The 26,248-nt window shown below is 72.8% G+C and carries 20 protein-coding genes; 4 read left to right on the plus strand and 16 right to left on the minus strand.

The features are described 5' to 3' along the window. Positions 1–242: 242 nt before the first annotated feature. The 6 genes from OERS_RS17495 to OERS_RS17520 all read right to left on the minus strand — a co-directional run bounded on the left by OERS_RS17495 (position 243) and on the right by OERS_RS17520 (position 9,425). Positions 243–1,331, minus strand: a complete 1,089-nt coding sequence (locus OERS_RS17495; protein ID WP_068627388.1) for an ABC transporter ATP-binding protein — start codon at positions 1,329–1,331, stop codon at positions 243–245. Then, on the minus strand, positions 1,328–2,590 hold the full coding sequence (locus tag OERS_RS17500) for an ABC transporter permease (protein ID WP_083201587.1): 1,263 nt from the start codon (positions 2,588–2,590) through the stop codon (positions 1,328–1,330). The genes OERS_RS17495 and OERS_RS17500 overlap by 4 nt, the downstream gene beginning before the upstream one ends. 3 nt (positions 2,591–2,593) lie before the next feature. Beyond that, positions 2,594–3,574: an ABC transporter permease gene (locus OERS_RS17505; protein WP_056649350.1), complete on the minus strand. Its 981-nt coding sequence runs from the start codon at positions 3,572–3,574 to the stop codon at positions 2,594–2,596. Continuing rightward, positions 3,571–4,650, minus strand: a complete 1,080-nt coding sequence (locus tag OERS_RS17510) for an ABC transporter ATP-binding protein (protein ID WP_068627389.1) — start codon at positions 4,648–4,650, stop codon at positions 3,571–3,573. The genes OERS_RS17505 and OERS_RS17510 overlap by 4 nt, the downstream gene beginning before the upstream one ends. A gap of 170 nt (positions 4,651–4,820) precedes the next feature. Continuing rightward, entirely contained in the window at positions 4,821–6,491 is a 1,671-nt protein-coding gene (locus OERS_RS17515; RefSeq protein WP_068627390.1) for an ABC transporter substrate-binding protein, read from the minus strand. 183 nt (positions 6,492–6,674) lie between these two features. After that, on the minus strand, positions 6,675–9,425 hold the full coding sequence (locus tag OERS_RS17520) for a beta-d-glucosidase (protein WP_248948716.1): 2,751 nt from the start codon (positions 9,423–9,425) through the stop codon (positions 6,675–6,677). A 98-nt stretch (positions 9,426–9,523) separates the two neighbouring features. Here OERS_RS17520 and OERS_RS17525 point away from each other — a divergent pair, with 98 nt between their 5' ends. The 3 genes from OERS_RS17525 (at position 9,524) to OERS_RS22135 (ending at position 13,002) form a co-directional block, all read left to right on the plus strand. Further along, positions 9,524–10,204 (plus strand): TetR/AcrR family transcriptional regulator, encoded by a 681-nt coding sequence (locus OERS_RS17525; protein ID WP_139107917.1) that lies wholly within the window; start codon positions 9,524–9,526, stop codon positions 10,202–10,204. A gap of 71 nt (positions 10,205–10,275) precedes the next feature. Further along, positions 10,276–11,124, plus strand: a complete 849-nt coding sequence (locus tag OERS_RS17530; RefSeq protein WP_068627392.1) for a response regulator transcription factor — start codon at positions 10,276–10,278, stop codon at positions 11,122–11,124. Positions 11,125–11,127: 3 nt separating this feature from the next. Then, positions 11,128–13,002, plus strand: coding sequence for an ATP-binding protein (locus OERS_RS22135; RefSeq protein WP_248948719.1), 1,875 nt, complete (start codon positions 11,128–11,130; stop codon positions 13,000–13,002). A gap of 126 nt (positions 13,003–13,128) precedes the next feature. Here OERS_RS22135 and OERS_RS17540 read toward each other — a convergent pair whose 3' ends face one another. Genes OERS_RS17540 through OERS_RS17550 form a run of 3 tightly spaced genes read right to left on the minus strand, consistent with a single transcriptional unit; the run spans position 13,129 to position 19,168 of the window. Then, the gene (locus OERS_RS17540) at positions 13,129–16,617 is read right to left on the minus strand and encodes an ATP-binding protein (protein ID WP_068627394.1); all 3,489 of its coding nucleotides are present in this window, start codon (positions 16,615–16,617) and stop codon (positions 13,129–13,131) included. Then, positions 16,617–17,354 carry a DUF4194 domain-containing protein gene (locus OERS_RS17545; protein WP_068627395.1) on the minus strand — a complete coding sequence of 246 codons (738 nt, stop codon included), beginning with the start codon at positions 17,352–17,354 and terminating at the stop codon, positions 16,617–16,619. Before OERS_RS17545 ends, OERS_RS17540 begins: the two co-directional genes overlap by 1 nt. Further along, positions 17,351–19,168, minus strand: coding sequence for a DUF3375 domain-containing protein (locus OERS_RS17550; RefSeq protein ID WP_068627396.1), 1,818 nt, complete (start codon positions 19,166–19,168; stop codon positions 17,351–17,353). Before OERS_RS17550 ends, OERS_RS17545 begins: the two co-directional genes overlap by 4 nt. Before the next feature lie 321 nt (positions 19,169–19,489). On the opposite strand from OERS_RS17550, the gene OERS_RS17555 reads away from it, so the two are divergent. Further along, positions 19,490–20,227 (plus strand): hypothetical protein, encoded by a 738-nt coding sequence (locus OERS_RS17555; RefSeq protein WP_197487034.1) that lies wholly within the window; start codon positions 19,490–19,492, stop codon positions 20,225–20,227. Here OERS_RS17555 and OERS_RS17560 read toward each other — a convergent pair. The 7 genes from OERS_RS17560 to OERS_RS17590 all read right to left on the minus strand — a co-directional run bounded on the left by OERS_RS17560 (position 20,158) and on the right by OERS_RS17590 (position 25,984). Continuing rightward, complete coding sequence (locus OERS_RS17560) at positions 20,158–20,742, minus strand: hypothetical protein (protein ID WP_068627398.1); 585 nt, start codon at positions 20,740–20,742, stop codon at positions 20,158–20,160. The genes OERS_RS17555 and OERS_RS17560 overlap by 70 nt on opposite strands. A gap of 205 nt (positions 20,743–20,947) precedes the next feature. Continuing rightward, the gene (locus tag OERS_RS17565; protein ID WP_139107918.1) at positions 20,948–21,622 is read right to left on the minus strand and encodes a hypothetical protein; all 675 of its coding nucleotides are present in this window, start codon (positions 21,620–21,622) and stop codon (positions 20,948–20,950) included. Between the two features lie 190 nt (positions 21,623–21,812). Then, positions 21,813–22,319: an AAA family ATPase gene (locus OERS_RS17570; RefSeq protein ID WP_068627404.1), complete on the minus strand. Its 507-nt coding sequence runs from the start codon at positions 22,317–22,319 to the stop codon at positions 21,813–21,815. Positions 22,320–22,607: 288 nt separating this feature from the next. Then, positions 22,608–23,024, minus strand: coding sequence for a VOC family protein (locus OERS_RS17575; RefSeq protein WP_068627400.1), 417 nt, complete (start codon positions 23,022–23,024; stop codon positions 22,608–22,610). A 177-nt stretch (positions 23,025–23,201) separates the two neighbouring features. Continuing rightward, entirely contained in the window at positions 23,202–24,791 is a 1,590-nt protein-coding gene (locus tag OERS_RS17580; protein ID WP_068627401.1) for a DUF7059 domain-containing protein, read from the minus strand. Between the two features lie 111 nt (positions 24,792–24,902). Further along, positions 24,903–25,331 carry a hypothetical protein gene (locus tag OERS_RS17585; protein WP_068627402.1) on the minus strand — a complete coding sequence of 143 codons (429 nt, stop codon included), beginning with the start codon at positions 25,329–25,331 and terminating at the stop codon, positions 24,903–24,905. Between the two features lie 74 nt (positions 25,332–25,405). After that, positions 25,406–25,984, minus strand: a complete 579-nt coding sequence (locus OERS_RS17590) for a hypothetical protein (RefSeq protein ID WP_068627403.1) — start codon at positions 25,982–25,984, stop codon at positions 25,406–25,408. Positions 25,985–26,248: the final 264 nt, after the last annotated feature.

Here is a 26,248-nt window from a genome sequence, read left to right on the forward strand (position 1 = left end):
GGGTGGGGCCGGGACGGCGTCGGGTAGGGGGAAGTCACCCGTCAACGGTAGGTCACCGGGTGTGGGGATCTGGCGAAGAGAAGGGGCAGGTCACGGCAGGTCCGACCGACGACGAGCGGAGCCGTACCGCGGTCCGCCCGGGACGACCGAGAGCCGGCCGGTACCCGACGCGGGTACCGACCGGCTCTGCTCACGGGGACGACTGGGCGCCCCCCGGCCAGGGGATCATCGACCCTGGCGCTTCAGACCCGCAGCTCGGCGGGCAGCTCGCCCTGCCCCTCGTGGAGCAGGCAGGCGACCGAGCGGCCCGGCTCCCCGACACCGGGCAGCCCCAGCGACGTGGGGCCCAGCCCGGGGTGGACGTCGGCGCACGCGTCCATGACGTGCGCGCAGCGGGGCCGGAACGGGCACCCGCTCGGGAGCGCCTGGAGGTCGGGCGGCGAGCCGGGGATCCCGACAAGCGGGCGCTTGGGGCCGTGCAGGGGCGGAAAGGAGTTGAGCAGCCCGTGCGTGTAGGGGTGGCGCGGGCGCCGGTAGACGTCGCTCGCCGAGGCCTGCTCGACGATCTCGCCCGCGTACATGATCGCGATCCGGTCGGCGACCTCGATGAGCAGCGACACGTCGTGCGTGATGAACACGACCGAGAAGCCCAGACGGTCGCGCAGCTCGATGATCTGCTCGACGATCTGACGCTGCATGACGACGTCGAGCGCCGTCGTGGGCTCGTCCATGATGAGCACCTTGGGCTCGAGCGCGAGCGCCATCGCGATCATGACGCGCTGGCGCATGCCGCCCGAGAGCTGGTGCGGGTACGCCGAGATGCGGTCCTTCGCGATCCCGACCATCGACAGCAGCTCGCCGGCCCGCTCGTTGCGGTCGTAGCGCGACATCCCGGGGCGGTGCGCCGCGATCGCGTCGGTGAGCTGCTTGCCGACCCGGTAGACCGGGTTGAGCGAGTTCATGGCGCCCTGGAAGACGATGGCCGTGTCCTGCCAGCGCGAGCGCCGCAGCTCCTTGTCGCTCATGCGCAGGATGTCGACGGGCTCGTCGCCCGTGGCCCCCGTACCTCCGTGGAACAGCACCTCTCCGCCCGTGATGAGGCCTGGCGGGGGCAGGAGGCGGGTCGCGGCGTAGACGAGCGTCGACTTGCCGCAGCCCGACTCGCCCGCGATCCCGAGCACCTCCCCCTCGTGCAGCGTGAGGTTGACGCCGCGCAGGGCGCGCACGGGCTCGGGGCCGTAGCCATAGGCGACGTGCAGGTCGCGGATCTCGAGCACGGGCTTGCCGGTCCCGGCGGGGGCGCCGGCGGAGGGAAGGTCGGTGACCGTCATCGGACGCTCTCCTTGCGTGTTGTCGTGCCGTCGTTGTCGCGGTCGTCGCGGGTGGGCTCGCGACGCGCCTCGGTCGGGCCCTCGGCCCGGTTCTCGCTCGAGCCGTCCGCGCCGTCAGGCCCAGCCGGGCCGTCCGGGGTGGCGGGCGCACCCTTCCCCGTGCCCGACGGCGTCGCACCGGTCGAGGCGGGTGAGGCACTCGGGCGCGTGGCGCCGTCGGGCCTGGTGCTGGGCGTGGCGTTCGCTGCCGGCGCACCCTCGCGGACCACGGCCGTGAAGCCGATGCGCGGCGAGATGCGGCGCTTGCGCAGGGCTCGCGGGCTCGCACCCGTCGAGCGCAGACGCGGGTTGACGAACTCGTCGATGCCGAAGTTGATGAGGGTCAGCGCCATGCCGAGCATCGCGATGCACAGGCCCGCCGGGACGAACCACCACCACGCGCCGCGCGAGAGGGCCTGCTGCTGCTCGGCCCAGAAGAGGATCGTGCCCCAGTTCCAGTCCGAGATCGACGTCACGCCGATGAAGGCGAGCGTCGTCTGCATCAGGATCGCGAACGTCACGGTGCCCACGAAGCTCGACGCCATGATGGCCGTGAGGTTCGGCAGCGTCTCGAACCACACGATGCGCCACGTCGACTCGCCGTTGGCGCGCGCGGCCTCGACGAAGTCGCGTCGGCGCAGCGACAGGGTCTGCGCACGCAGGATGCGCGCGCCCCACGCCCAGCTCGTCGCCGCCAGGATGAGCGCGACCGTCAGGCCGCCTGCGTCGGGGAGCTGGCCCGCGACGATGATGATGAGGGGCAGCGCCGGGATGACCAGGAAGATGTTGGACAGCGACGAGAGCAGCTCGTCGCTCACGCCACCCAGGAAGCCCGCGCTCACGCCGACGAGGATCGACAGGAGCGTCGCGCCGATGCCCGCGATGAAGCCGACGATCATGACGCCCCGCGTGCCCACGAGGATCTGGGAGAACACGTCCTGGCCCACGTGCGTGGTGCCGAGCCAGTGCGCGCCGCTCGGCGGCTGGAGGATGTCCGAGGACATCGCGCTCGGGTCGTAGGGCGCGATCCACGGGCCGATCACCGCGAGGATCGCGAAGAAGCCCAGGATCGCGAGCCCCGTGAAGGACTTGCCGTTGCGCAGGAACAGGAGCTTCTGCTTCTTGGGAGAACCCTTGCGGCGCCGGGGCACCTCGGGGGCGAGAGGCTCTGCCCCGTTGTCGAGCTGGGCGTGGTCCATCTGGACGGGGATGCCGGTCATCGGTCAGCCCTCCTGTCGGGTGCGCGGGTCGAGGACCACGTACGCGAGGTCGGCGAGGATGTTCGCCACGAGGACGGACAGCGTGATCATGAGGAAGATGCCCTGCATGAGGGGGTAGTCGTGCGCGCCGATCGCCTGCAGGAGCGTGAAGCCCACGCCCTGGTAGGAGAAGACCTTCTCCATGACGAGCGTGCCGGACACGATGAAGCCGAGCGACAGCGCGAAGCCCGAGACCTGCGGCAGGATCGCGTTGCGGGCCGCGTAGCCGAACATCACGCGACGCTCCGACAGGCCCTTGGCCTGCGCGACCGTGACGTAGTCCTCCGAGGTGACCGTGACGGTCATGTTCCGCATGCCGAGGATCCAGCCCGCGACCGAGGACAGCACGATCGTGATCGCCGGCAGCGTGCCGTGCTCGATCACGGAGCTGATGAACTCCCAGTTCCACCCGGGCACCAGTCCCGGCTGGTAGGCGCCCGACGACGGGAAGACCGACCACGTCACCGAGAAGAGCATGATCGCGACCAGGCCCAGCCAGAAGTACGGCACCGACGAGAAGAAGGTCGTGATCGGGAGGAGGCCGTCCGCCCACGAGCCGCGACGCCAGCCGATGACGACGCCCAGGAACGAGCCGAGCAGGAAGCTGATGACCGTCGCGATGCCGACCAGACCGATGGTCCACGGCAGCGCCTGGGCGATGACCTCGCTCACGGTGCTCGGGAAGAGCATGATCGAGAGCCCCAGGTCGCCCGAGAACAGCATCTTCCAGTAGTCGACGTACTGCTCCCAGAGCGAGGCCCCGCTGTCGAGACCGAAGAGGACGTAGAGCGACTCGCGGGCCTCGGAGCTGATGCGGCCCTGGTTCTTGTTGATGAAGGACGACACCGGGTCGCCGTCCATCATGCGCGGGATGAAGAAGTTGATCGTGATGGCCGCCCACGCGGTGATCACGTAGAAGACGATGCGTCGCAGGAAGTACTTCATGCCGACACCCCCACTCGTGCGGAGCCGAGCGCGGGGATCAGGTCCCGCTCGGCAGGTTCGACGTCGGACGCTCCCACGTAGCCCCAGCAGGCGACCTTGCGGCCGTCGCCCACGTCCACGAGGTCGGGGACCTTGCTCCGGCACAGGTCCGTCGCGAACGGGCAGCGCGGGCTGAAGCGGCAGCCCTCGGGCGGGCGGACCATCGACGGGGGCTCGCCGTTCGCGCCCGTGCGGTCCTGCGCGGCGAGGTTCTCCGGGTCCGGGGCCGAGCGCACCAGGAGCTGGGTGTAGGGGTGGGCGGGCTCCTGCGTCACGAGCTCGCTCTCGCCGTGCTCGACGATGCGGCCCGCGTACATGACCCGGGTCTCGTCGGCGAAATACCGGGCCGAGGCGATGTCGTGCGTGATGTAGAGGATCGCGATGCCGAGGCGGTCGCGCAGGTCCTTGAGCAGGTTGAGGATGCCGATGCGGATCGACACGTCGAGCATCGAGATGGGCTCGTCGGCGAGCAGGACCTCGGGGTCCGCGGCCAGGGCGCGGGCGATCGCGACACGCTGGCGCTGGCCGCCCGAGAGCTCGTGCGGGTACTTGTCGACGTACCGCTCGGGCTGGAGCTGCACCCTGTCGAGCAGCGCCGCCAGGGCGTCCTCGAGCGCCTGCCCGCGGAGCCTGGGCTGGTGGATCCGCAGCGAGCGCGTGAGCGTGTAGCGGATCGTGTGGACCGGGTTGAGCGACCCGAACGGGTCCTGGAAGATCATCTGCACGCGCCGGCAGTACCGACGGAAGGCCCGGCCGCGGTGCGCGGTCACGGGCTCGCCGTGCAGCAGGATCTCGCCCGACGTCTGCGTGTACAGGCGGGCCAGGAGGCGGGCGATGGTCGACTTGCCGGACCCGGACTCCCCGACGAGCGCGACGACCTGGCCGCTGCGCAGCGAGACGTCCACGCCGTCGACCGCGTGCACCACGGCGTTCGAGCGCAGGCCCCGGACGGGGAAATGCTTGGTGAGCCCGCGGGCCTCGAGGACGGGCGCGTCGGGCGGGGGCGCGGCCGGGGCGGTGTGCGTGTCGGAACTCATGGTGAACCTGACTGCTGGGGGGAACGGGGTGGAGTCAGCGCTGACCAGCTGCTCATGAGGGGGCGGGGCCGCCGCCGGGCCGTGGGCGGGCCTGGCGGGAGGCCGAGGAACGAGGCCGGATGGTAGGCCCGGCGACGGCCCCGCCCCCTCACTCACGAGCAGCCACGCGATCAGGAAGCCGGCTTCAGCTTCGTGAGGATGAGCGACGCGTTGGCCGTCGTCGGCTGCGGGTTCGCGTACGGGTCCTCGTCCGAGGGCCAGCCCACGAAGTTCTTGGTCGAGTACTGGGCCGCGGCCGGGCGTCCGAGGAGCGCGATGGTCGGGACCTCGTCGACGAAGACCTGCTGGACGGTCTCGAGCGCGGCCGTGCGGGCTGCCTCGTCCGTGGCGTTGGCGTACGTGGCCAGGGCTGCGGTCGCCTCGTCGTTCTTGAAGCGGCCGAAGTTCCAGTTGGCACGCTCACCGAGCGGCATGTACTGGGCGCCGTCCATCTGGTTGGAGTACGTGTCCCAGGGGGTCGCGCCGCCGTCGGTCCAGTGCATCGAGGCCTGGAAGTCGCCCTCGGCGATCGCGGTGAACCAGGCGTCGGCGTTCTGGCCCTCGACCGTGGCCGTGATGCCCAGGGGCTTGACGGCGTCGGCGACCATCTGGAGCTCGGTCAGGTAGTCCGACCAGCCCGTGGGGTTGGTCAGGGTGAACGTCACGGCGTTGCCCTCGGGGTCCTTGAGCGTCGTGCCGTCGAGGGTGTAGCCCGCGTCGGCGAGGACCTTCTTGGCGCCTGCCTCGTCGACCGTGTACTCCTTGCCCTGGAAGGGCGCGGTGATGAAGTCGGTACCCGCGGGCTCGGGGAGCCCGGTCACGTTGGTCAGGGGCGGGAAGACGCCTGAGGACGCGAGCTCGGAGATCTGCTTGCGGTCGAGCACGAGCTGCACGGCCTTGCGGACGGCGACGTCGTCGAACGGCGCGGTCTCGGTGTTGAGGAACAGCGCGTCGACGCCCAGGCCCGTGGGGGCCCACTGGTTGTTCACGTCGGGGTTGGCGTCGATGTAGACCTTCTCGTAGTCGGGGATGAAGGTCCATCCCCACTGCGCCTCGCCCGAGACCAGGGCGTTGGTGAGCGCGTTGTTGTCGTTGTAGGAGCTGTAGCGCAGCTCCTTGACGCCGAGCTCGCCGCCCCAGTAGTCGTCACGGGCCGTGAGGGTCGCGGCCTGCGCGGTCCAGGACTTGAGGGTGTACGGCCCTGTGCCGACAGGCTCCTCGTTGGTCCAGGTCGTGGGGTCCTCGACGTCCTTCCAGACGTGCTCGGGCACCACGAAGAGCTGGAGGATCTGGCCCTGCTTGACGAACTGTCCCGAGGTGAACGAGACCGTCACCTTGTTGCCGTCGACCGCGATGTCGCCGAACGGCAGCGCGAACGTGTTGAGGCCCTCGTTGTCCTTGCGGATCTGGAACGAGTAGGCGATGTCCTCGGCAGTGAAGTCCTCGCCGTCCGACCACTTGACGCCGTCGCGGGCCGTGAGGGTCAGCTGCGTGTAGTCCGCGTTCCACTCCCACTCGCTCGCGAGCCAGGGCGTGGGGTCCTCGGACGGACGCACCGTGTTGACCTGGGCCAGCGGCTCGTAGATCGCGAACGCGTAGCCCAGCGACATCGCCGAGGACGTGTTGGCGAAGGGGTTGGAGTTGTCGGTCTGGGGACCGTTGGGCATCCCGATCGTCAGGACGCTCGAGCCTCCTGCCGACGAGGTGCTTCCCTCGCCGCTGCCGCCGCCGCTGCATGCGGTGGCGATGAGGGCGAGCGACGTGAGTCCGACGATCGCCGTGCTGATCCTGCGCTTGTTCATGAGTGCCTCCTTGCACTGAAAATCTGAACGAACCGTACGTGCGGTCCGCGGTGAACCTGACATCTGCTGGGTGGGGCTGGGTCGTGCGCGGTGCTGCGGGGCCGAGCGGGTGGAGCAGGTGGTGCGGGTGGTGCGGTGGTGCTGTCGGGGAGCTGCGGCGGGGGAACGCCGCCGCTCCCCGGGTCAGGCGGGCAGAGGAGCCCGGAGCCGGAGGTCGCGGATCGACCGCCCGGCTCGCAGGACGTGCCCGCCGGCAGCGGTGACCCACTGCTGCGAGGGGACGTCCCAGATCTGGAGGGCGCGCGCGGGGATGCGCACGCGCGCCGTGGCGCGCTCGCCCGGGGCGGCGTCGACGACGGCGAAGCCGCCGAGCCAGCGCACGGGGCGACGAGGGGCATCGGGCGTGCCGGACGAGACGCCGGGCTCGACGTAGACCTGGACGACCTCGCGGCTCGCGCGCTCGCCCGTGTTGCGGACGACCACGTCGAGCAGCACGTCGGCGGTCGGGGCACCGTCAGTCCTGGCGGGGGCCTCGACGACCGTCGCGCCCACGTACTCCCACGTGGACCAGCCGAGGCCGTGCCCGAACGGCGCCGCGGGCGTGGCGCCGGTGCGCTCCCAGGCGCGGTAGCCGACGTCGAGCCCCTCGGTGTACTCGACGACCCCGTCCTGCGGGATCGCGTGCGGGACCGGGACGTCCTCGAAGCGTGCGGGCAGGGTCCAGGGCAGCCGGCCCGAGGGCTCGGTCACGCCGAGCAGCGCGTCCGCGAGTCCCGACCCGGCCTCCTGGCCGCCGAGCCACGCCCACAGGACGGCGGGGGCGTCGTCGAACCAGGGCAGCAGGACCGGGGCGCCCGCGTTGACGACCACGACCGTGCGGGGGTTGGCCGCCAGGACGAGCTCGGCCAGCCGGTTCTGGTTGCCCGGGAGATCGAGGTCGGGGCGGTCGTAGCCCTCGGACTCGACCTCCTCGGTCGTGCCGACGACGAGGACCACGACGTCGGCCTCGGTCGCCGCGGCAACGGCCTCGTCGAGCATCTCCTGGGCGGTCGCGCCGGGGAGCCGGTGGACCAGCTCGCCCCGGACGAACGACGCGTACCCGACGGCGTGGACCACCTGGAGGGTCGCGTCCAGCCGCGCTGTGCGCGGCTCGGTGACCTCGACGTCCACGGTGCGGGCGACCGGGTGGTTGTGCCCCGAGCTCAGGACGACGTCCTCGTTGACGACGACGTCGCCCGTCGAGACGAGCCGGCCGTCGACCGTCACCGTGTGGACGCCGACCGTACCGATGCCGAGCTCGTGCGTGCCGGGCTCCTCGAGGTCCACGTCCGCGCGGACCCGCACGGCCACGGCGTCGGCCCGGACGTCCTGGAGCCATCCGTCCCACGTCGCGGCCGTGCGGGAGTCGAGGACCTCGCCGCGCGCGTCGAGGAGCTCGACACGGGCACCGGGCGCGCCCGTGACCGGGTCGCTGCACCGGCCTGACACGTCCAGGGCGGGCGGGTTGGAGCGCGAGCGGGCACCGTCGTGGACCAGGATGCGGGTGCCCTCGGGCAGGCCCGCGCGGAGCTCCTCCTCGGGCGTGGTCACGCGGTCGGGGACCACGAACGACGAGCCGCCGCCCTGGAGGAACGGGGTCGTCGCGGCGGGGCCGAGGAGCGCGACCGTCAGGGGACGGCCGGCGGGGGCGAGGGCCGCGGGGTCGAGGGGCACGAGCCCGCGGCTCCGGTCGGACGCGCGGCCGGCGCCGTCCGTCCCGTCCGCGCCCTCGGCGGAGAGGGCCCCGTCCGCCTCGTTCTTGAGCACGACGATCGAACGTGCGACGAGCTCACGGAGGAACGCGGCCGACGCCTCCTGGCCCGTGAGCCCGTCGCGGGCCGACGACGCGGAGGAGGGTGCGTCGTCGGGCTGGAGCCCGGTCACCTGCGCGGTGCCGGGAGCGTGAGGTGCCCCGAGGTCGAGCGCGCCGACCCGGTGGGCCAGGCGCAGGAGGCGCACGACCTTGTCGTCGAGCTCGCTCTCGGCGACCTCTCCCGAGCGGACCGCGGCGAGCAGGCCGTCGCCCCAGGGGCCGTCGGGGCCGGGCATCTGCAGGTCGAGGCCTCCCTCGACCGCGCCGCGGATCGTCTTGGTGGCGACCCAGTCGCTCACGACGACGCCGTCGAAGCCCCACTCGTCCTTGAGGACACCGGTGAGGAGAGGGCGGTGCTCGAGCACGGGGGCCGCGGTCTCGCCGTCGTCGACACCCGAGTAGGCACCCATGACGCTCCAGGCCTGGGCCTCGTGCACGACGCGCTCGAACGGCGGGAGGTAGACCTCACGCAGCGTGCGCTCGTCGAGGCGCGCGAGGTAGCGCGTGCGCTCGGTCTCGGAGTCGTTCGCGACGTAGTGCTTGACGCTCATGCCGACGCCGTGGGCCTGCGAGGAGCGCACGAGCTCGACCGCGATCTCGGCGGTCAGGTGCGGGTCCTCGGAGTAGCACTCGAAGTGGCGGCCGCCCACGGGCGTGCGCTGGAGGTTGATCTGCGGGGCGAGCACGACGTCGACGCCGTGGCGGCGCGCCTCGGACGCGAACAGGGCGCCGGCGCGGGCCGCCAGGTCGCGGTCCCAGGTCGCGGAGAGCGCGCTGGGGGCGGGGAACATCGCGGAGGTCTGCGCGGTCACCGGGGAGCCGTCGGCCAGGGTGGACTCGCCTCCCGTGCCGCGGACGCCCACGGGGCCGTCGGACATCGCGACGGCCCGCAGGCCGATGCGCTCGATCGGGGTCGTGGTCCACATGCCGGCGCCGACGAGGAGGGAGACCTTCTCCTCGACCGTGAGGTCTGCGGTGAGGCGCGCGAGGCGTTCCTCGGTCCCGTCGACGTCGGTGTCGGCACCGACGTCGACGACGTCGGGGGTGACGTCGGTCGTGACGTCGTGGGTCTTCAGTGACACCAGGTGCTCCGTTCGGACGGCGTTGTCTGCTGGCCGATATACAACCACACTTACTGACTAGTCAGTAAGTCAACGAAGATCACAGTATGGTTGCGGTCATGACAGAGGCCACCACACCGGCGCGCACGCGCCGACCGCGCAAGGGCACCGCCGCCCGGCGCGAAGAGATCCTGCGCGCAGCCATGCGCGTCTTCGGGTCCAAGGGGTACCACCAGGGCTCGCTCGCCGAGGTCGCCGAGCAGGTCGGGATCACCCACGCCGGGGTGCTCCACCACTTCGGCTCCAAGAACCAGCTCCTCATCGAGGTCCTCGAGTTCCGAGACGTCGTCGACGTCGAGCACCTCGAGGGCAAGCACATCCCCGGCGGGCTCGACCTGTTCCGCCACCTCGTCACGACCGCCCGCATGAACGCCGAACGCCCCGGCATCGTGCAGGCCTACACCGTCCTGACGGGCGAGTCCGTGACCGACCAGCACCCCGCCCGCGACTGGGCCGCGCGCCGTTTCGCGGGCCTGCGCGGGGACATCACGAGCGCGCTCGACACCGTGATAGCCGAACGCCGAGAGGCCGGCCTCCTGACACCCGAGGACGACGTCGAGCTCGACCCCGTCGCCCTCGACCGCGCCGCGAGCACGATCATCGCCGTCATGGACGGCCTCCAGACCCAGTGGCTGCTGGACCCCGAGGCGGTCGACCTCGCGGGCGCCACGGCCTTCGCGATCGAGGCGATCCTGTCCTCGACGCTCGCCGCCTCACGCAGGGAGCGGCCGCTCGACTGAGGGCTCCCGCTCACAGTCGATTCATAGGAACACCACAGGCGTCGCCGAGACACCACGCGCACCATGGACGCATGACCACGACGCCCGCGCCCACGGAACCCCTCGTCTCGCCTCGCGCCCCCGAGCGCCTGACCCGGGCCGACGGCTCGCCCGTGCGCGTCCTCGTGGTCGACGACGAGCCCAACCTCGCCGAGCTCCTCACCTCCGCCCTGCGCTACGAGGGGTGGGACGTCTCGACCGCGCTCGACGGGCAGTCCGCGATCCGCACGGCCCGCGAGGTCGGCCCCGACGTGATCGTGCTCGACGTCATGCTCCCCGACCTCGACGGGCTCTCGGTGCTGCGCCGCATCCGCGCGACCTCGCCCGACGTCCCGGTCCTGTTCCTCACGGCCCGCGACACGGTCGAGGACCGCGTCGCGGGGCTCACCGCGGGCGGCGACGACTACGTGACCAAGCCCTTCAGCCTCGAGGAGGTCGTGGCCCGCCTGCGCGGCCTCATGCGCCGCGGCGGTGCGACGGCCGCCCGCGAGGACTCGACCGTCGTCGTGGGCGACCTGGTCCTCGACGAGGACTCGCACGAGGTGTTCCGCGGCGGCGACCCCATCCACCTGTCGGCGACCGAGTTCGAGCTCCTGCGCTATCTCATGCGCAACGCGCGCCGCGTCATGTCCAAGCCGCAGATCCTCGACCGCGTGTGGAACTACGACTTCCGCGGGCAGGCCAACATCGTCGAGCTCTACATCTCCTACCTGCGCCGCAAGATCGACAAGGGCCGCGAGCCCATGATCCACACGCTGCGCGGGGTCGGGTACGTCATCAAGCCGGCTGAGGGCAGCACGGGCACAGCGGGCACAGCGGGCTCTGGGGGCGGCGCGGGCGCCCCTGCGAGCACAGCGCCCGACGGCGCCGCGAAGGCCTGACGCGTGACCTCACCCCGGGCCTCGCGCACCGCCCGACCACGCACCCTGCGCCGACAGCTCGTCGTGGTCCTCGTGGCGATCCTGCTCGTCCTGGGCGTCGCGCTCGCCGCGAGCTCGACGCTCGCGCTGCGCCAGAGCCTGGTCGGCCGGCTCGACCAGGAGCTGGTCCAGGCGAGCCAGCGCGCCGAGCGCGGCCCGTTCGACCGGTTCGGCGCCGACGCCCCTCCCCCCGATGGCGCGGCGGGCACGACCGGCACGGGCGACGACGGCTCGACGGGAAGCGGGGCGACCGGCTCTCCCGAGGGGGCCGACGGCTCGACGAGCGGTGCGACCGCCCCTGCCGACCCGGGTGCCACGTCGGGCGGCTCGGCCGAGGACCCGGGCGCCGGGACGCTCCCGGGCGAGGCTCCGTCGTCGGGCACGGGGAACCAGAGCCCTCTGCCCCCCGGGCAGGGAGCCGGGACCATCAACGTCGTCTACGAGGACGGGGCGGTGCGGTTCGCGGGGTACATCGACGCGTCGGGCACCCTCCAGCAGCTCACGGACGAGCAGGTCGCCGACCTCGCGACCGTGCCCGCCGACGACCGTCCCCACACGGTCGAGGTGAGCGACCTCGGCTCGTTCCGCGCCGTCGCGACCACGACCCAGCGGGGCGAGCCCAGCATCACCGCGATGAGCACCGCCGGGGTGACCGAGACCCTCGAGGGCTACCTGCTCGTCGAGGCCGGGCTCGTGGCCGCAGGGATCGTGCTCGCGTCGGTGCTCGGGACGTGGCTCGTCCGCCGCTCGCTGCGGCCCCTCGACTCGCTCGCCGACGCGGCCGTGCACGTGTCCGAGCTGCCCCTCGACCGCGGTGAGGTCGAGGAGATCCCGCGCGTCGACGAGCAGTTCACCGACGAGCGGACCGAGGTCGGGCAGGTCGGTGCGGCGCTCAACCGGATGCTCGACCACGTCGAGGCCTCCCTGACCGCACGGCACGAGTCCGAGACCCAGGTCCGGCAGTTCGTCGCCGACGCGAGCCACGAGCTGCGCACCCCGCTCGCCTCCATCCGCGGGTACTCCGAGCTCGTCCGCCGCTCCCCCGACCAGGTCCCGCCCGACACGCTGCGCGCGCTCGACCGCATCGAGTCCGAGGCCGTGCGCATGGGCGACCTGGTCGAGGACCTGCTGCTCCTCGCACGGCTCGACGCGGGCCGCCCGCTCGACCGAGAGCCCGTCGACCTCGCGGCCCTCGCAATCGATGCCGTGGCCGACGCGCACGCCGCGAGCCGCGACCACGTGTGGGAGCTCGACCTGCCGCTCGCGGGGGGCGAGGGGCCGGTGATCGAGGGCGACCAGGACTCCGCCGAGGGCGACCGGCCCCGCGCCGAGGGCGACACGCTGACGCTCGACGGCGACGGGATCCTCGCCGAGGGCGACGCCCTCTGGGCCGACGGCGACGACTCGTTCGACGTCCCCGACGTCACGGTCGTGGGCGACGAGGCGCGCCTGCGGCAGGTCTTCACCAACCTGCTCGGCAACGCCCGCGTCCACACGCCGCCCGGCACGCGCGTCGTCGTGGGCATCCGGCCCGACGGCGAGGACCACGTGGTCCTGACCGTGACCGACGACGGCCCCGGCATCCCGCCGACGCTGCTACCGTCGCTGTTCCAGCGGTTCAGCCGCGGCGACTCGGCACGCAACCGGGTCGGCGGCTCGACCGGGCTGGGTCTCGCGATCGCCCAGGCCGTGGTCCAGGCGCACGGCGGAGACATCTCGGTGCGCGACGCGACGGCCACCGACCTCGCCCGGACGAGCGCCACGGGACCGCAGGCCGACGACTCGGGGCGGGCTCCGGCGTCGGGCACGACGTTCGAGGTCCGGCTGCCGCGGGGCTGACCTGCTGCGCGCGGGCTGATGCGGTCGCCCGCCGAGCACGGGGTTCTGCGCGGTCGAGCACGAGGTTGCGGTCGTCATCCATCCGACAGCGACCGCAACCTCGTGCTCGGCACCCGGGAGAGCGGGTCAGAGCGCCGCGTGCGCCTCCTTCTCGGCCTGGTACTCCTCGATCGTCAAGGTCCGCAAGCGCGAGTTGCGGCCCGTCGGGTTGTCGACGTACCCCACGGCCGAGATGTACGGCTCGATCACGTGGATCTTCTGCAGCGGCGTCACGATGAGCAGCTGGAGGCCCAGGCTCTTGAAGAGCTCGAGCGCGAACCGCGTCGACTCGTCCGACCCGCGACCGAACGCCTCGTCGATCACGACGAAGCGGAACGCCTTGGACCGCACCGCGCCCCAGTCGAGCTTGAACTGGTACGCGAGCGAGGCCGCGAGGATCGTGTAGGCGAGCTTCTCCTTCTGGCCACCGGACTTTCCGCCCGAGTCGGAGTAGTGCTCGTGCTCGACGTCGTCCTCGCGCGACCGCTCCGACGCCGAGAGCACGAACCAGCTCCGCACGTCGGTCACGCGACGCTTCCATGCCTCGTCGGCCTCGGTCTGGCCCTCGCGCCCACGGAACCGCTCGACGATCGCCTTGACCCGCAGGAACCGCTCCTCCGAGTAGTACGCGACGGTCTCCTCGCCCGTGTCCTCGTCGCGCCTCCCTTCGAGGTCGAGCCCCAGGACGCCGTCGGTGCACGCCCGCAGGTCCGCCCGGAACTCGCGCACCTCGGTGTTGGGCGTGGGCGCCATCTCGAGGCGGATGTACCGGCCGGGGTTGTAGTCGATCGCGCGCAGCGAGTCGTTGATGATCTCGACGCGCTCGCGGATGAGGTCGGCCTGCTTGGACAGCTCGGCGTGGAAACCCGCGATGTCGCGGATCGTGTTGGTGTTCAGGTAGGTCTTGAAGTCGCCCTCGAAACGCGGCAGGTCGTCGCGCGTGAGGCGCTCGTGCAGCGCCCGGTACTCGGGCGCCGAGCGCACGTCGTTGTCGAGCTCCGTGGTCTCGACCGGGTACGCGGCCCGGAACGCCGTCATCTGGGCGGCGATACGCGTGCCGAGCTGCCCCTGCCGGTTCTGCGCCTCCTCGACCTGGCTCGTGAGCCGGGTCCGCAGGGCGGCCTCGACCGCGTCGGGGTCCACGTCGCTGCGCGAGCCGGGCTGCGTGCCGGCCTGCTCGCCGGCCTGTGCTGCGGTCTCGGCGTCGAAGAGCCCGGCGAGCTCGTCGGCCAGCCCCGCTTCGGCGGGCCCCTGCTCGGCCAGCACCCGGGCCGAGCGCTCCCGCTGGTCGCGAGCCGTCGCCAGCGCGTGCTGGTCCGCCCCGGCGGCCGAGAGCAGCGCGTCGCGGTCGCTCGCGAGTCCCGCGGCCCGGCGCGACAGGTCGCGGAGCTGGTCGGCGATGCGGCTCAGCTCGGTCGACGCGCCCTCGATGCGCCGCTTCTCGTCGTGCAGCTCGGCGACGGCCCGGACGGGCTCCTCCCAGTCGAGCTCGCGCCACTCGCGGAACACGTCGAGCCGGTTGAGCGCGCCCGAGCGCGAGATCGCGGCGCTCTTCTCGCGCCCGACCTCGTCACGCCGCTCCTCGAGCGCCGTGCGACGCCCCGCGACGTCGGTCGCCTGCTCGAGCAGCGCGTCGATCTTGGCCTGGTTGCTCCAGCCGAGCACGTAGCCGCTGCGGTCGCGGACGGAGCGCCGGTCGTCCTTCTCGTGGTGGCTGGCGGAGTGCTTGACCTGCCCCTCGCGCGTCACGGCGCGGGGCACGCGCTGGAAGTCGGCGAGCGTCGCGGCGCACACGTAGTCCGCGCGACGCTCGAGCTCGTCGGTCAGCCAGGCGGCGAGGTCGCCGTCCTTGACCTCGAGGAGGTCCGCGAGCAGCGGCCCGTCCTCACGGCTCGCGGGCGGGGTCCCGACGCCGCCGCGCACCTTCCGCGTGCGGCCCGCGGCGGGCGCGGGCACGCGGTGGTAGACGAGCCGGGTGCCCAGGTCCTGCGCGTTGATCCAGGCCGAGACCGCGTCGTAGTGCTGGGCGGGCACGAGCAGCGAGAGCGCGAAGCCGCGCAGCACACGCTCGGCCGCGCCCTCCCACTCGGCGTGCTCGGCGCGCACGCCGAGCATCTCGCCCGCGAAGGGCAGGTCGGCGTCCGTGAGCCCGACGTCGGAGCACAGGCGGGTGCGCAGGTCCAGGCTCGTACGGGGCAGGTTGGACTCGCGGTCGGCCAGCGAGCGGAGCTCGGCGTTGATCTCGCGGGCCTCGGCCTCGACCGCGCGCAGCTCGGCGGCGACCTCCCCCGCGCGGCCCTCGATCTCCCCCAGGGCGTCCTGCGCGTCCGACTGCAACGCGCCCGTGCGCTCGCGCAGCGCCGCGAACTCGTCGCGCGACGCGACCGGCTCGAGGCCTGCCGCGGCCAGGTAGCGCGCGTACTCGTCGGCCTTGGCCCGACGCTCGGCGCGCTCGACCTCGCGTCGCGCGACCTCGCCCTCGATCTGGGCGAGGCGGTCGCCGCCGTGCCCGGCCCGCTCGACCTCGAGGCGCTGGCGGTCCGCGTCGAGCAGCGCGAGCTCCTCCTTGAGGCGGTCCAGGCCGTCGGCGCGCGCCGTGATCGACGCCTCGAGCTCACCGATGCGTGCGTCGAGCGCCTCGACGCGCCGGCCCGCGGTGAACCCGCGCAACGCCTCGCGCTGGGCGACGAGCCCGCGGGCCCGCTCCCCCACCGCGTCGTACGCGTCGGCGTCGGCCAGCAGGGGCGCGAGCTGGTCGATCTGCGCACGGGCCTTGACCACGGCGTCGTGCGCGCTCGTGAGGTCGTCGAAGTGCGCGACGAGCTTCTCGGTCCAGCGGGCCGCGTCGAACGGTTCGAGCATGTGCTCGCGCACGAACTCGTTGAGGTCGCCCACCGACTTCATGGACACCGTCTGGTGGAACAGCTCCATGGCTTGCTCGGACTCGATGCCCAGCAGGCGCCGGAAGTCGCGCCCGTACTCCGGGAAGTGGTCACGGATCTGCGCGCCGGACTCGCGCAGGCGGCGGCGCAGGACGTTGATGTCCCCGTCGAAGCCCGCGAAGTCGTCGGCGATCGTCATGGGCGAGGTGCTCGTGACGTAGAAGCGCTCGGGCTGCCCCTGCGCGCCGTCCTTGAGCCAGAACACCTGCGCCAGCACGGCGCGCGAGTCGAACCCGCGGTTGGCGAACTCGCCCAGGATGACCGAGTAGGTGTGGCCGCGGCGCAGGCCCACGTGCCGCGAGGCACCCGTGACCTCGTTGCGCTCGGACTTGTAGTGCCCGGCCACGTAGGAGCGCAGCGTGCGCTCGCGCGTGTCGGCGCCGGCCGCCTTGTTGTAGCTGATGCGGTTCGCGGGGAGCAGGAGCGTCGTGATGGCGTCGACGATGGTCGACTTGCCCGAGCCGATGTCCCCCGTCAGGAGCGCGTTGCGTCCCTCGAGCTCGAAGCTCCACGCGTACTTGTCGAACGTCCCCCAGTTGAGGACCTCGAGCCGGTCGAGGCGGTAGCCCGACCGCTGGTCCAGGTCCGCTGCCGCGTCGTGCAGCTCGACCGCGCTGAACAGTGCCTCGGCCATCAGGCCTCCTCGTGGGTCGGGCTGGTCTCGGTCTGCTCGGCGATGCTGCCGGTGCTTGCGCCTGCCGCAGCCGGTCCGCCCGCGGGAGCTCCGCCGTCGGGCAGGAGCGCTCCCCCGTCGCGCGACGCGAGCTCGGCCGCATACTCCGCGAGGCGCGCGTCGAAGTCCGCGAGCCACTGGCCGTCGACGAACGCCTTGAGGATGCGGCGCACCTCGTACGTGTCCGGGGTGTCCGGCACGGGGCGCAGGAAGCCCAGCTCGACCACGCGGCGCACGTTGGCCTCGACGCGGTCGCGCGCGCGGGCCTCGTTGCTCGACTCGGGCAGGAACACGCGGACCAGGTCCACGATCTCGTCGCGCGTCAGGACCAGGCGGGTGTCACCGCCCTCGGAGTCGAACTGCGCGAGCCGCTTGCGCAGCAGCGCGAGCAGCAGGCTCACGTCGAACGACAGCTCGCGCCGCGCGACGAGGCGCGGGATGAACGTGCCGTCGCCCTCGTCCTCGGGCTGCGCACGCAGGTACGCGTACCCCTCGGACTCGTCGATCACGATCTCGAGGCCGAGCGTCGCGACGAAGTCCCGCGCCTGCGCCTCGAGCGCGAGCAGGTCGCGCCACGTGCGCGTGCCGGCCTCCCGGTAGACGACGCCCTTGACGAGGGAGGTCACGACGAGGGACAGCTCGGGGCTCTGGCCGCCGGTCTGCCCGGGGCGTTCGGTCCGGACGGGCTGCTGGCTCACGGGGTTCCCTCCTGAGGAGACGGCTGAGGAGACGGCTGGACTGTCGGTGCGGGCGGAGCGGGTGGGTCCTGCGCGAGCGACCGGGCCACGGCCCCCGCGAGGTCCTTGGCCCCTGTGCGGGCGAAGGTCACACGTGGCACGCGCGCGACCCGGACGCGCGGGCCGGCGGGCCGCTCGTCGACCGCGGCGACCTCGACGCTGCTCGCCGTCGGCAGGTCCGGCACGTGGTCGTCGACGACCCACCGCACCTCGTCCGTGTGCGCCGGGTCGTGCACCACGTCGAAGCGCGGGTCGTCGAGCGACAGGTACGTCACGAGCTCCGCGAGGCCCTGCTCGAGCGGGTTCTCCTCGACGAGCTGCGCGAGCGAGACCTGGCCCCGGCGGCGCAGCGTGTCACGGACCGTGCGGCTCAGCCGCTCGGGATCCACGTGGACCTGCGTGAACAGGGCCGACGCGTCGAAGTCCGCCACGCCGGCGGTCACGCCCTCGCTCGCGAGGGGCTCCTGGTGCTGGGGCCGGTAGAGCGGGCGCTCGGTCGGCAGGTGCACGTCGACCGAGGTCGAGTCCATGGTCGTCGCGAGCGGCCCGGTGTCCGCGGCGCCCAGGCGCAGCCGGTCGGGGGCGTCGCGCAGCGCGAGGGCGCGCGACTCGATGCTGCGCAGGATGTCGATCACGCGACGGTTCTCGAGCCACACCTGGTCGTCGAGGAACCGGCGCAGCTGCTCGGACAGGACGCGCACGGTCGACTGCGTGCGCTCGCCCGCGTCGAGCCAGTCGTAGTGGATGCGGCGCAGACGTCGCCCGGCCGCGCGGCCCGTGATGCCGGGTGCCGCCTCGTCGTCGTCCCCGACCTGCTCCTCGAGCGCGGGCAGGGCCTGGACCTTCTCGACGAGCTCGGCGAACTCCTCCTGACGCTGGCGGTCCAGGAGGAAGTCGTAGAACGCGTGGAAGCTGCGCCCCTGGTCCGAGTCCGCGATCGCCGAGCGGCTCCCGACGACCGCGTCCAGCAGGTCACCCTTGGCGCCGTCCCAGCCCGTGATGCGCTCGCGCATCTCGCGGTCGAGCGTGCGGAAGTTCGCCTCGACCTCGCGGAAGTCCGCGAGCAGGTCTGCGGCCGTGCCCGTGAGCTGCTGATAGCGGTCGCGCTGGGCGGCCGCGTCGAGCAGCGAGAGCTGGCCCGCTCGCACGCGCTCGATCTCCTCGTCGATCCGCGCCCGACGCGCCTCGAGCTCGCGCAGCCGCGCGTCGGCGTCGGACTCGGTGCCGACCGTGAGCTGGCGCAGCAGCTCGAAGACCGTGTTGAGGCGCGACTCGGTGCCCACGAAGCTGCGCTCGCGCAGCGCCCAGACCCACCCGACGGCCTTCTCGACGGCCGGGGTCGCGTCGTAGTGCGCCTCCTCCGAGCCCGTCGGGTAGAACTTGCGCAGCCAGCCCTGCTCCGGCGCCGACCAGTGGTCGAGGTAGGCCTTGGGCGAGCGCGGGTAGCGGCGGGCCTCGGTCGGGTGGTCCGCGGGCACCCCAGGGTCGTGGGCATCGCGTGCGCCGGCATCGTCCGGCCCGACGGCGTCGCTCGCCGCGGCCGGCTCGTCGCCCTCCGCGACGGGTCGGGGCTGCGCGCGGGCGGGCAGGTCCGGTCCGTCGATCGCGTAGAGCGCGTCGTCGAGGAGCGAGACCAGCTCGGCCTCCCCGATCGAGCGGACGTTCTGCTCGACGAAGACCGTGCCGAGGAAGCTCAGGGCGAGCGGTGCGTTGTCCGAGCGCAGGAGGCGCCAGGCCGGGGTGCGCCGCAGGGCGTCGATGTCGTCGTGCTGCACTCAGGCCCTCTCGCGTGTCTGTGGTTCGTGCTGCGTGCTGGGTCGTGCTGCGGTCGTGCTGTGCGATGGACGGGCGCCGGTCAGCCCCCGTCCGAGCGGGTCGCCCCGCGGTCCCGCCGCACGCTCGGCACGTGCCGTGCACCCCACCTGCCGCACCGAGCATCCTAGGCGCCGGGTCCCACGATCCCGGGATCGGCACGGTCACCCAGCGCCCCCGGTGCTCACCGGCCCCGTCCCTCCCTCGAACGATGTACGCGCGGCGAGCGAAGATCGGCGACGTGGGCGACGCCGTCGGGCAGCGTCCCGACCAGCATGGACACCATGCGCACCCTCCTGGAGACCCCGCTCGTCCTGCTGATCCTCGCGTGCGAGATCGGCTTCTGGGTCGTGCTCGCCGCAGGGCTGATCGCCCGCTACGTGCTGCACCGCCGTCGGCTCAGCACGATCCTGCTGGTCAGCGTGCCCCTGATCGACCTGCTGCTCGTGAGCGTGTCGATCGCGGACGTCGCGGGCGGGTCGCCGCCCGAGGCCGTGCACGGGCTCGCGGCCGTCTACCTGGGGTTCACGGTGGCGTTCGGGCACTCGATCGTCCAGTGGGCCGACGCTCGCGCCGCGTACCACCTCGGTGGTGGACCGAAGCCCGTCAAGCCGCCGAAGGACGGCCTCGCGGGGCTCGTCCACGAGACGAAGGAGCTCGGCAAGGCAGCGGTCGCCGCGGCGATCGCGCTCGGCGTGATCGCGACCATGTCGACCGTCGCCGGGACCGGGCTCATGGCTCCCGCCCAGTGGCCGGGCGACCCGCTGTGGGTGTGGGCGCTGCGCGTCGCGGTCGTGCTCGGCGCATGGGTCGTGCTCGGGCCCGTCTGGGTGCTGCTGGGGTTCGGAGGCGGGTCGCGCGAGACGCAGGACGCGCGGCACGAGCACGACGACCGGGTGGCTCCGGCGGCCCCTCCCGTCGGGTCGGCGGCTCCGACGGCTCCCTGGGGCCGCTACCCGTCGGAGGGTACGAACGGCGCGAACGGCGGGCGGTCGCCGAACCGGTCGAACGCGCCGAGGTAGCGCGACCCCCACGAGACACGGGTGATCTCGCCGAGCCCGAACCACCTCGGAGCCGCTTCCCAGCGCCCGGCCGTGTCGATGAACCGCAGCCCCAGGCCCTCGTCCGTCAGGATCCCCACGGCTCCAGGGAAGTACTCGCCGGGAGACTCTGCCTCGGCGTGCACGGCGAGCAGGCGGCTCGTGCGGGCCACCGACCGCACGACGTCCTCGACGGACGAGAGGTCGACGGCGAGGTCCGGGTGCGGGAGCGGCCAGGAACCGAGCCCCGCAGCAGCGCGCTCGACGAAGCGCTGGTTCGCGCGTCGCAACCGGCGGACCTTCGTGACGTCCTCGGTCCGGATCACCTCGTAGCCGTCGGCGTGAGCCCAGTCCGCCAGCGACCCGACGAGCGTCCACACCCCCGACGCGAGCACCACACCGTCCAGGAGGTCGGTGCCGGGGCCCAGACCGCGGCGGTGGATCGTGACGACGGCGCCGGTCGTGCGGGCCTCGTCGAGCGAGAGGGTGCGGGACATGGCGGGAGCGTAACGCCCGAGGAGTCCGATCCAGGACCGGATTTCCGTCCTGGTCGTCGAGGGCGGGACGGCTGCGCGACGTGGTCGAGGCGACGCTGGTCGAGCATGCGGTTGACGTCTGCCGAGCATGCGGTTGAGGTCCGTTCCGAGCGGGATCCTGACGACGACCGCATGGCTGAGCGCCGAGAGCCGCTCGGGTCCTTCGTCACACATCAGCCGCGACGTACACCAGCCCGTCGGGCTCGGGGACCAGGAACGCACGGTCGCGTGGGGCGGGTGCCGACCGTCCCGTCACGACCGGCAGCTCGTCGTCGCCTGCGACGTCGAACCCGATGACAGCACGACGGAACGGGACGGAGGCGTGCACCACCCGGCCGATCCGGGCCAGCCACTCGTCGAGGGGGCGCCGCCACGCAAGAGACTCGCCCCCGGACTCGTCGCCGAACGGGAAACCACCGACGTCGACGCCCGCCGAGGCCAGGCCGGCAAGCGGCAGGAAGAGGACCAACGAGTGGCCGGCCCGTGCGACGGCTCCGACCTGCTCGGCCCCGGGCGCCTCGACCGCGTCCTCGGCGTCACGCAGGAGCAGTACTCCGCAGGCCGACTCCCTGGCATCCGGAAGGAGCACGCGGCCTCGCAGCTGTCGTCCCTGGGCCAGTGCCACGGCGGCCAGACGCTGCCCCTCATGAGTCGTCAGGTCCGGGGCGACCGGTCCCGCTGCCGTGACGATCGTCGCCCCCGAGAGTCCCGCGGCGGCTGCGAGCGCCTTGACGCCTTCGCCGAGCCGCTCCTCGTCGCCATCGTCCAGGAGCAGGACCAGCTCGTAGAAGCCACCCCTCCAGTGCCGCTCGCCTGTCCGACCGGGTCGCGTTCGTCTCATGGGACGAGAGTGCTGCGCGCACGAGACGAAGTCCACCCGTCTCGGTGCCGAGCAGGTGGTCGGCGTCCGTCGAGCATGCGGCGGGCGTCCGTTCCGAGCGGAATCCTGACGACGACCGCATGGCTGAGCGCCGAGAGCCGCCGGTCGCCCGAGCCGCCGGACCGCGAGCCCCGAGCCCCGAGCCCCGACGTCAACCGTCCAGCCAGTCCTTCGCAGCCGCCAGCAGCTCCGCGTCGTCGAGCGAGGCGTCGAGCCGCAGGCGCGGGCCGGACCAGTCCGCGAGCGCCCGGGCGCGCTCGGCGAGCGAGTCCCAGCCGGGCTCGGGCAGCGCCGGGTAGCGCGAGCCTCGGGCCACGAGGCGCTCGCGGTGCAGCCGCTCGTCCGCGAGGTAGACCTCGACGAACCAGAGACGGGTCGCGGTCCGCGCGGCGAGGTCGATCCACTGCTGCCGGGCTGCGGGGTGGTCGTTGACCGCGTCGACGATGACCGCGTTGCCCAGGAGCAGGTTCTCCTGGGCGACCGACTCGACGGCGAGGTACGCGCCCAGGCCCGTGACGTCGTCGTGCACCGCCCCTGCGCGCAGGAACGCGTCCTCGACGGGGTCGACGCTGAGCATCACCGCGCCCAGGTCGCGCGCGAGCAGGCGCGCAAGTCGGCTCTTACCGGTTCCGGGCAGTCCAGCCATGGCGATCAGCACGATCGTGAGGATAGGCCCGTCATGTTTCGGGACGGGGTCGAACATGCGGTCGTCTTTCGTCGGCCACGCAGCGGTCATCTGTGGGCCTTGCGGACGTCCACCGCCGGCCATGCGGTCCTCCGTCGTCAGCCGGATCCTGACGACGACTGCACGCTCGGCACCGAGCCACGGTCGAGCACGAGGTTCCGCGCGGTCGAGCACGAGGTTGTGGTCGCTGTCGCCCCGATAGCGACCGCAACCTCGTGCTCGGCGCTGCCAGGTGGCACACCCGCGACGGACAGCGAGGTCTCAGCCGCCCTGGGCCGCGACCTCGGCGTCGCTGCGCAGGATGCAGAACTCGTTGCCCTCGGGGTCGGCGAGCGTGAACCATCCCGAGCCGTCGGGGCGTCGGCGGTCGGCGAGCTGCATGGCCCCCAGGCCGAGGAGCCTCGCGGTCTCCTCCTCGCGGGTCCCGTCGACGGGGCGGAGGTCGAGGTGGAGCCGGTTCTTGAGCTCCTTTCCCTCGGGGACCTCGATGAAGAGCAGCCGCCCACGGCTCTCCGCGGGGGTGTCCGAGCCCGCCGGCGGGAAGATCATGCACTCCTCGTGGCCGGGCAGGTTCGGGTCGTCGGGGTCCTCGACGTAGCCGAGGACCCCGCACCACCAGACGGACTGGGCGTAGGCGTCGCGGGCGTCGAACGTCGTGTGCTGGATGCGAGAGGTCATGGCCTCAACCTAGGGACGTCGCGTCCCGGTCGCAGCAGGTTTTCCGGAGCGCCGTCGCCGAGCACGGGGTTGCGCGCGGTCGACCACGGGGTTGCGATCACCAAGGTCCGGATAACGACCGCAACCTCGTGCTCGGCACCCCACGGCACCGGGACGGCACCGACCACGCCCCGGACCTCACGGCACCAGGAAGCCGTCCCGCACGAGTCCCCGCACCGCAGGCAGCAGCTCGCCCGCGAGCTCCCCGGCCGGCACCTCGAACAGCGACGCGATCGCCCCGATCAGCTGCCCCACGGTCAGCTCGCCGTCGCTCGCCCCCACGAGCGCCGCCAGCCCGGTCGACGCCTGGATCCCGCGGCCCAGGCCGTCGCCCTGCCGGACGATCACGACGTTCGGGTCCTCGGCGCCGGGCGTCAGGTAGCGCTCCTCGGTCACGTCGGGCGCCACGGACAGTCGCGACGACGCGAGCGCGGCGTCGTCGCGCGCCTCGAGCCAGTCGTGGGCCGCGAGCGAGGCCGCGAGGTGCCCGCCGAGCGGCTGGCGCACCGACCCCGTGTGCTCCTCGAGGCGGCGCAGGCTCACGCCGTGGCCCGCGGCGGGCTTGCGGAGCGTCACGATCCCGAACCCCACGGCCTCGACGTCGCGCGTCGCGAAGTCGTCGAGCCACGCCTCGTACGACGCGGCCCAGGCCCCGGGCTCGCGCTCGGGGGTCGTGCCGCCGTCGCGGATCCACGTCTCGGCGTACTCGGCCGGGTCGAGGACCTCGCGCTGGATGATCCAACCGTCGAGCCCGGCCTCCTCGAGCCAGGCCCCGACGCGCTCGGTCCAGGGCTCGCCCCGCCGGTGCTCCCAGTTGCCGAGCATCTGCGCGACACCGCCCGGTGCGAGCACGTCCCCGACGCCCAGGATCAGGTCGCGCACCAGGTCGTCGCCCGCACGGCCGCCGTCGCGGTACTCGTACTCGGGAATGGTGCTGCTCGTCCCGCCCGGAGCACCGCGGGGCGTGATGACGAACGGCGGGTTGGAGACCACGAGGTCGAACGCCTCGCCCGCGACGGGGTCGAGCATCGAGCCCTCGCGCAGGTCCAGGCGCACGCCGTCGAGGGCCGCGTTGAACTCGGCGAACCGCAGCGCACGCCGGGAGATGTCGGTCGCGACGACCGACTGCGCGTGCCGCGAGGCGTGCAGCGCCTGGATGCCGCAGCCCGTCCCGAGGTCGAGCACCCGTCCCACGGGCGTGCGCATGGTCACCTGCGCGAGCGTAATCGAGGCCCCGCCCGCGCCGAGCACGTGGTCGCCCGCGAGGCGTCGCCCGGTCGCGAGCTCGCCCAGGTCCGAGGCCAGCCACCAGGTGACCGGGCCCGCCGCGTCGGCCGCGGCGTAGGGGCGCAGGTCCGCCAGGGCGCGCACGCCGTCGTCGGGCCCGTTGCCGGCCGCGGCCACGAGGCCGAGGCGCGCCGCGCCGTCTGCCCCCACCCCGGGCAGGGCCGCGTCGAGGTCCGCGCGACGGACCTCGAGGCCCAGCAGGAAGAGCGCGGCGAGCACGGCCCGCGGGTCCTTCCGGCCCGACGACGTCGCTCCCGTCGGGTCGTCCAGCGCGGCCCGGGCGACACGCAGCGCGGGCACGGCCTGCTCCCGGTGCAGGGCTGCCGCAGCGAGCGGACCGAGGAAGTCCTCGACGCCGTCGACCGTGTAGCCGGCCGCCTCGAGGTCGGAGCGCAGGAGCGGCAGGAGGCGTGGGTCGATCGTGGGTTCACCGAGGGACATGCGCCTATCCTCCCCCGGTGGCCAGGCGCAGCGCGCGGCCGCACGGGAGGACGACGGAGGGGCGGGCCCGCAGCGCGTGCTGCGGGCCCGCCCCTCCGAGACGGCTGGACGTCAGGCCTTGCAGTTCTCGGTCGTCCACTTCTCGACGTTGTCCGCGGCCGTCTGGAAGTCGGTCGACTGGAGCGAGTCGGAGAGCTCGGTCGCCTTCTCCATGTAGTCGTCGGCCGTGGGGTCGAGCTCGGAGAGCGCCGTGAGCGTCTCCCCCATGTTCTCGAAGCCCTCGGTCAGCGTGGTCCAGTCGGCCGCGATGGCCTCGGGGGCCTTGGCGGCCTTGAGCTCGGTGACGAGCTTGTCGAAGGCCTCGCCCGCGGCCGCGGGGTCGCTCGCGTCGACGTCGTTCATCGAGTCCTCGAAGCCCTCACCCGTCTCGCAGAAGGCCTTGACGTCGGCGTCGCCGCTGCAGGCTGCGAGGGAGAAGGTCAGCAGGACGGCCGTCGCGAGGCCGCCGAAGGTCTTGGTCACGTTCTTTCGGTTGGTCATGCACACCATCCTGGAGCATTCCTGTGAGCATTGCCGACAGGATTGCGCCTCGCGGGGACTTCTCCCCATCGGATTCACCCGGTGCAGGTCGTGTCCAGGTACGTCGTCACGCGTCCCGAGGCCGCCGTCATGGCGTCCGTGTCGAGGTCCTTGCCCGCGTCGTCGAGCGCGCCGACGATGGACTTCGCGGAGTCGATGTCGGCCTTGGACAGCGCCTCGGCCGCCGTCCTGACGTACGACGTGACGGTCTTCCAGTCGCCCGCGATCTCCGCCGGCGGTTCGACGCTCGTGAGCGCGACGCGCGCGTTCTCGAAGCCGGTCACCAGGGTGCGAGGGTGCTCGACGCTCATCGACACCTGGGCCGTGTTGGCGGCGGCCCAGGCCGCCTCGGTCTCGGCGCAGAACGACGTGTCGACGGCCGGGTCCGCTTCTCCGCCGGCGGCTGCGGCGGCCTCTGCCTCGGCGTCTGCTGCCGAGGCGGCGTCGGTCGCCGCGTCGACGGCGGCGCTGTCCTCGGCGGTCGAGGACTCGGTCGCGGCGGGCTTCGGCGACTGCTCGGCCGAGTCGGCGTCGCCGCCCCCCGAGCACGCCCCCAGGGCGAGGAGCGCGACCACGGCGAGCGCCGTCGTCGGGCGCAGGAACGAGTTGCTCATGCGTCCATCATCCTTGCTCGGCGCCCTCCTCCGAAACTCCCTGGTCACAGGGGTGACGCCCCACGGCATGGCGACCCGAGGGCGCGGGCCCGACCGGGACCGGGCCCCCGAGCGGACGCCTGTCACCGCGCGCACGACGTTCCCCCGCCGGAATGTGCCTTTTCTCCCTAGGATGGGCCGGTGAGTGCGACGCAGCGAGGACCGGTCGACCGGCCCGACGACGGCCGAAGCAGCGAGGACCGCCCCTCGGGTGCCCCCACGCCC

It is taken from the genome of Oerskovia enterophila (genome assembly GCF_001692445.1).
Lineage (GTDB): Bacteria > Actinomycetota > Actinomycetes > Actinomycetales > Cellulomonadaceae > Oerskovia > Oerskovia enterophila.

Bases quoted from the DNA above. Each gene is read 5' to 3' on its own strand.
- OERS_RS17560 (WP_068627398.1), bottom strand. From the start codon at position 20,742: ATGTCCCGCACCCTCTCGCTCGACGAGGCCCGCACGACCGGCGCCGTC.
- OERS_RS17580 (WP_068627401.1), bottom strand. From the start codon at position 24,791: ATGTCCCTCGGTGAACCCACGATCGACCCACGCCTCCTGCCGCTCCTG.
- OERS_RS17530 (WP_068627392.1), top strand. From the start codon at position 10,276: ATGACCACGACGCCCGCGCCCACGGAACCCCTCGTCTCGCCTCGCGCC.
- OERS_RS17510 (WP_068627389.1), bottom strand. From the start codon at position 4,650: ATGAGTTCCGACACGCACACCGCCCCGGCCGCGCCCCCGCCCGACGCG.
- OERS_RS17540 (WP_068627394.1), bottom strand. From the start codon at position 16,617: ATGGCCGAGGCACTGTTCAGCGCGGTCGAGCTGCACGACGCGGCAGCG.
- OERS_RS17500 (WP_083201587.1), bottom strand. From the start codon at position 2,590: ATGACCGGCATCCCCGTCCAGATGGACCACGCCCAGCTCGACAACGGG.
- OERS_RS17495 (WP_068627388.1), bottom strand. From the start codon at position 1,331: ATGACGGTCACCGACCTTCCCTCCGCCGGCGCCCCCGCCGGGACCGGC.
- OERS_RS17555 (WP_197487034.1), top strand. From the start codon at position 19,490: ATGCGCACCCTCCTGGAGACCCCGCTCGTCCTGCTGATCCTCGCGTGC.
- OERS_RS17565 (WP_139107918.1), bottom strand. From the start codon at position 21,622: ATGAGACGAACGCGACCCGGTCGGACAGGCGAGCGGCACTGGAGGGGT.
- OERS_RS17515 (WP_068627390.1), bottom strand. From the start codon at position 6,491: ATGAACAAGCGCAGGATCAGCACGGCGATCGTCGGACTCACGTCGCTC.
- OERS_RS17525 (WP_139107917.1), top strand. From the start codon at position 9,524: ATGACAGAGGCCACCACACCGGCGCGCACGCGCCGACCGCGCAAGGGC.
- OERS_RS17590 (WP_068627403.1), bottom strand. From the start codon at position 25,984: ATGAGCAACTCGTTCCTGCGCCCGACGACGGCGCTCGCCGTGGTCGCG.
- OERS_RS17505 (WP_056649350.1), bottom strand. From the start codon at position 3,574: ATGAAGTACTTCCTGCGACGCATCGTCTTCTACGTGATCACCGCGTGG.
- OERS_RS17575 (WP_068627400.1), bottom strand. From the start codon at position 23,024: ATGACCTCTCGCATCCAGCACACGACGTTCGACGCCCGCGACGCCTAC.
- OERS_RS17585 (WP_068627402.1), bottom strand. From the start codon at position 25,331: ATGACCAACCGAAAGAACGTGACCAAGACCTTCGGCGGCCTCGCGACG.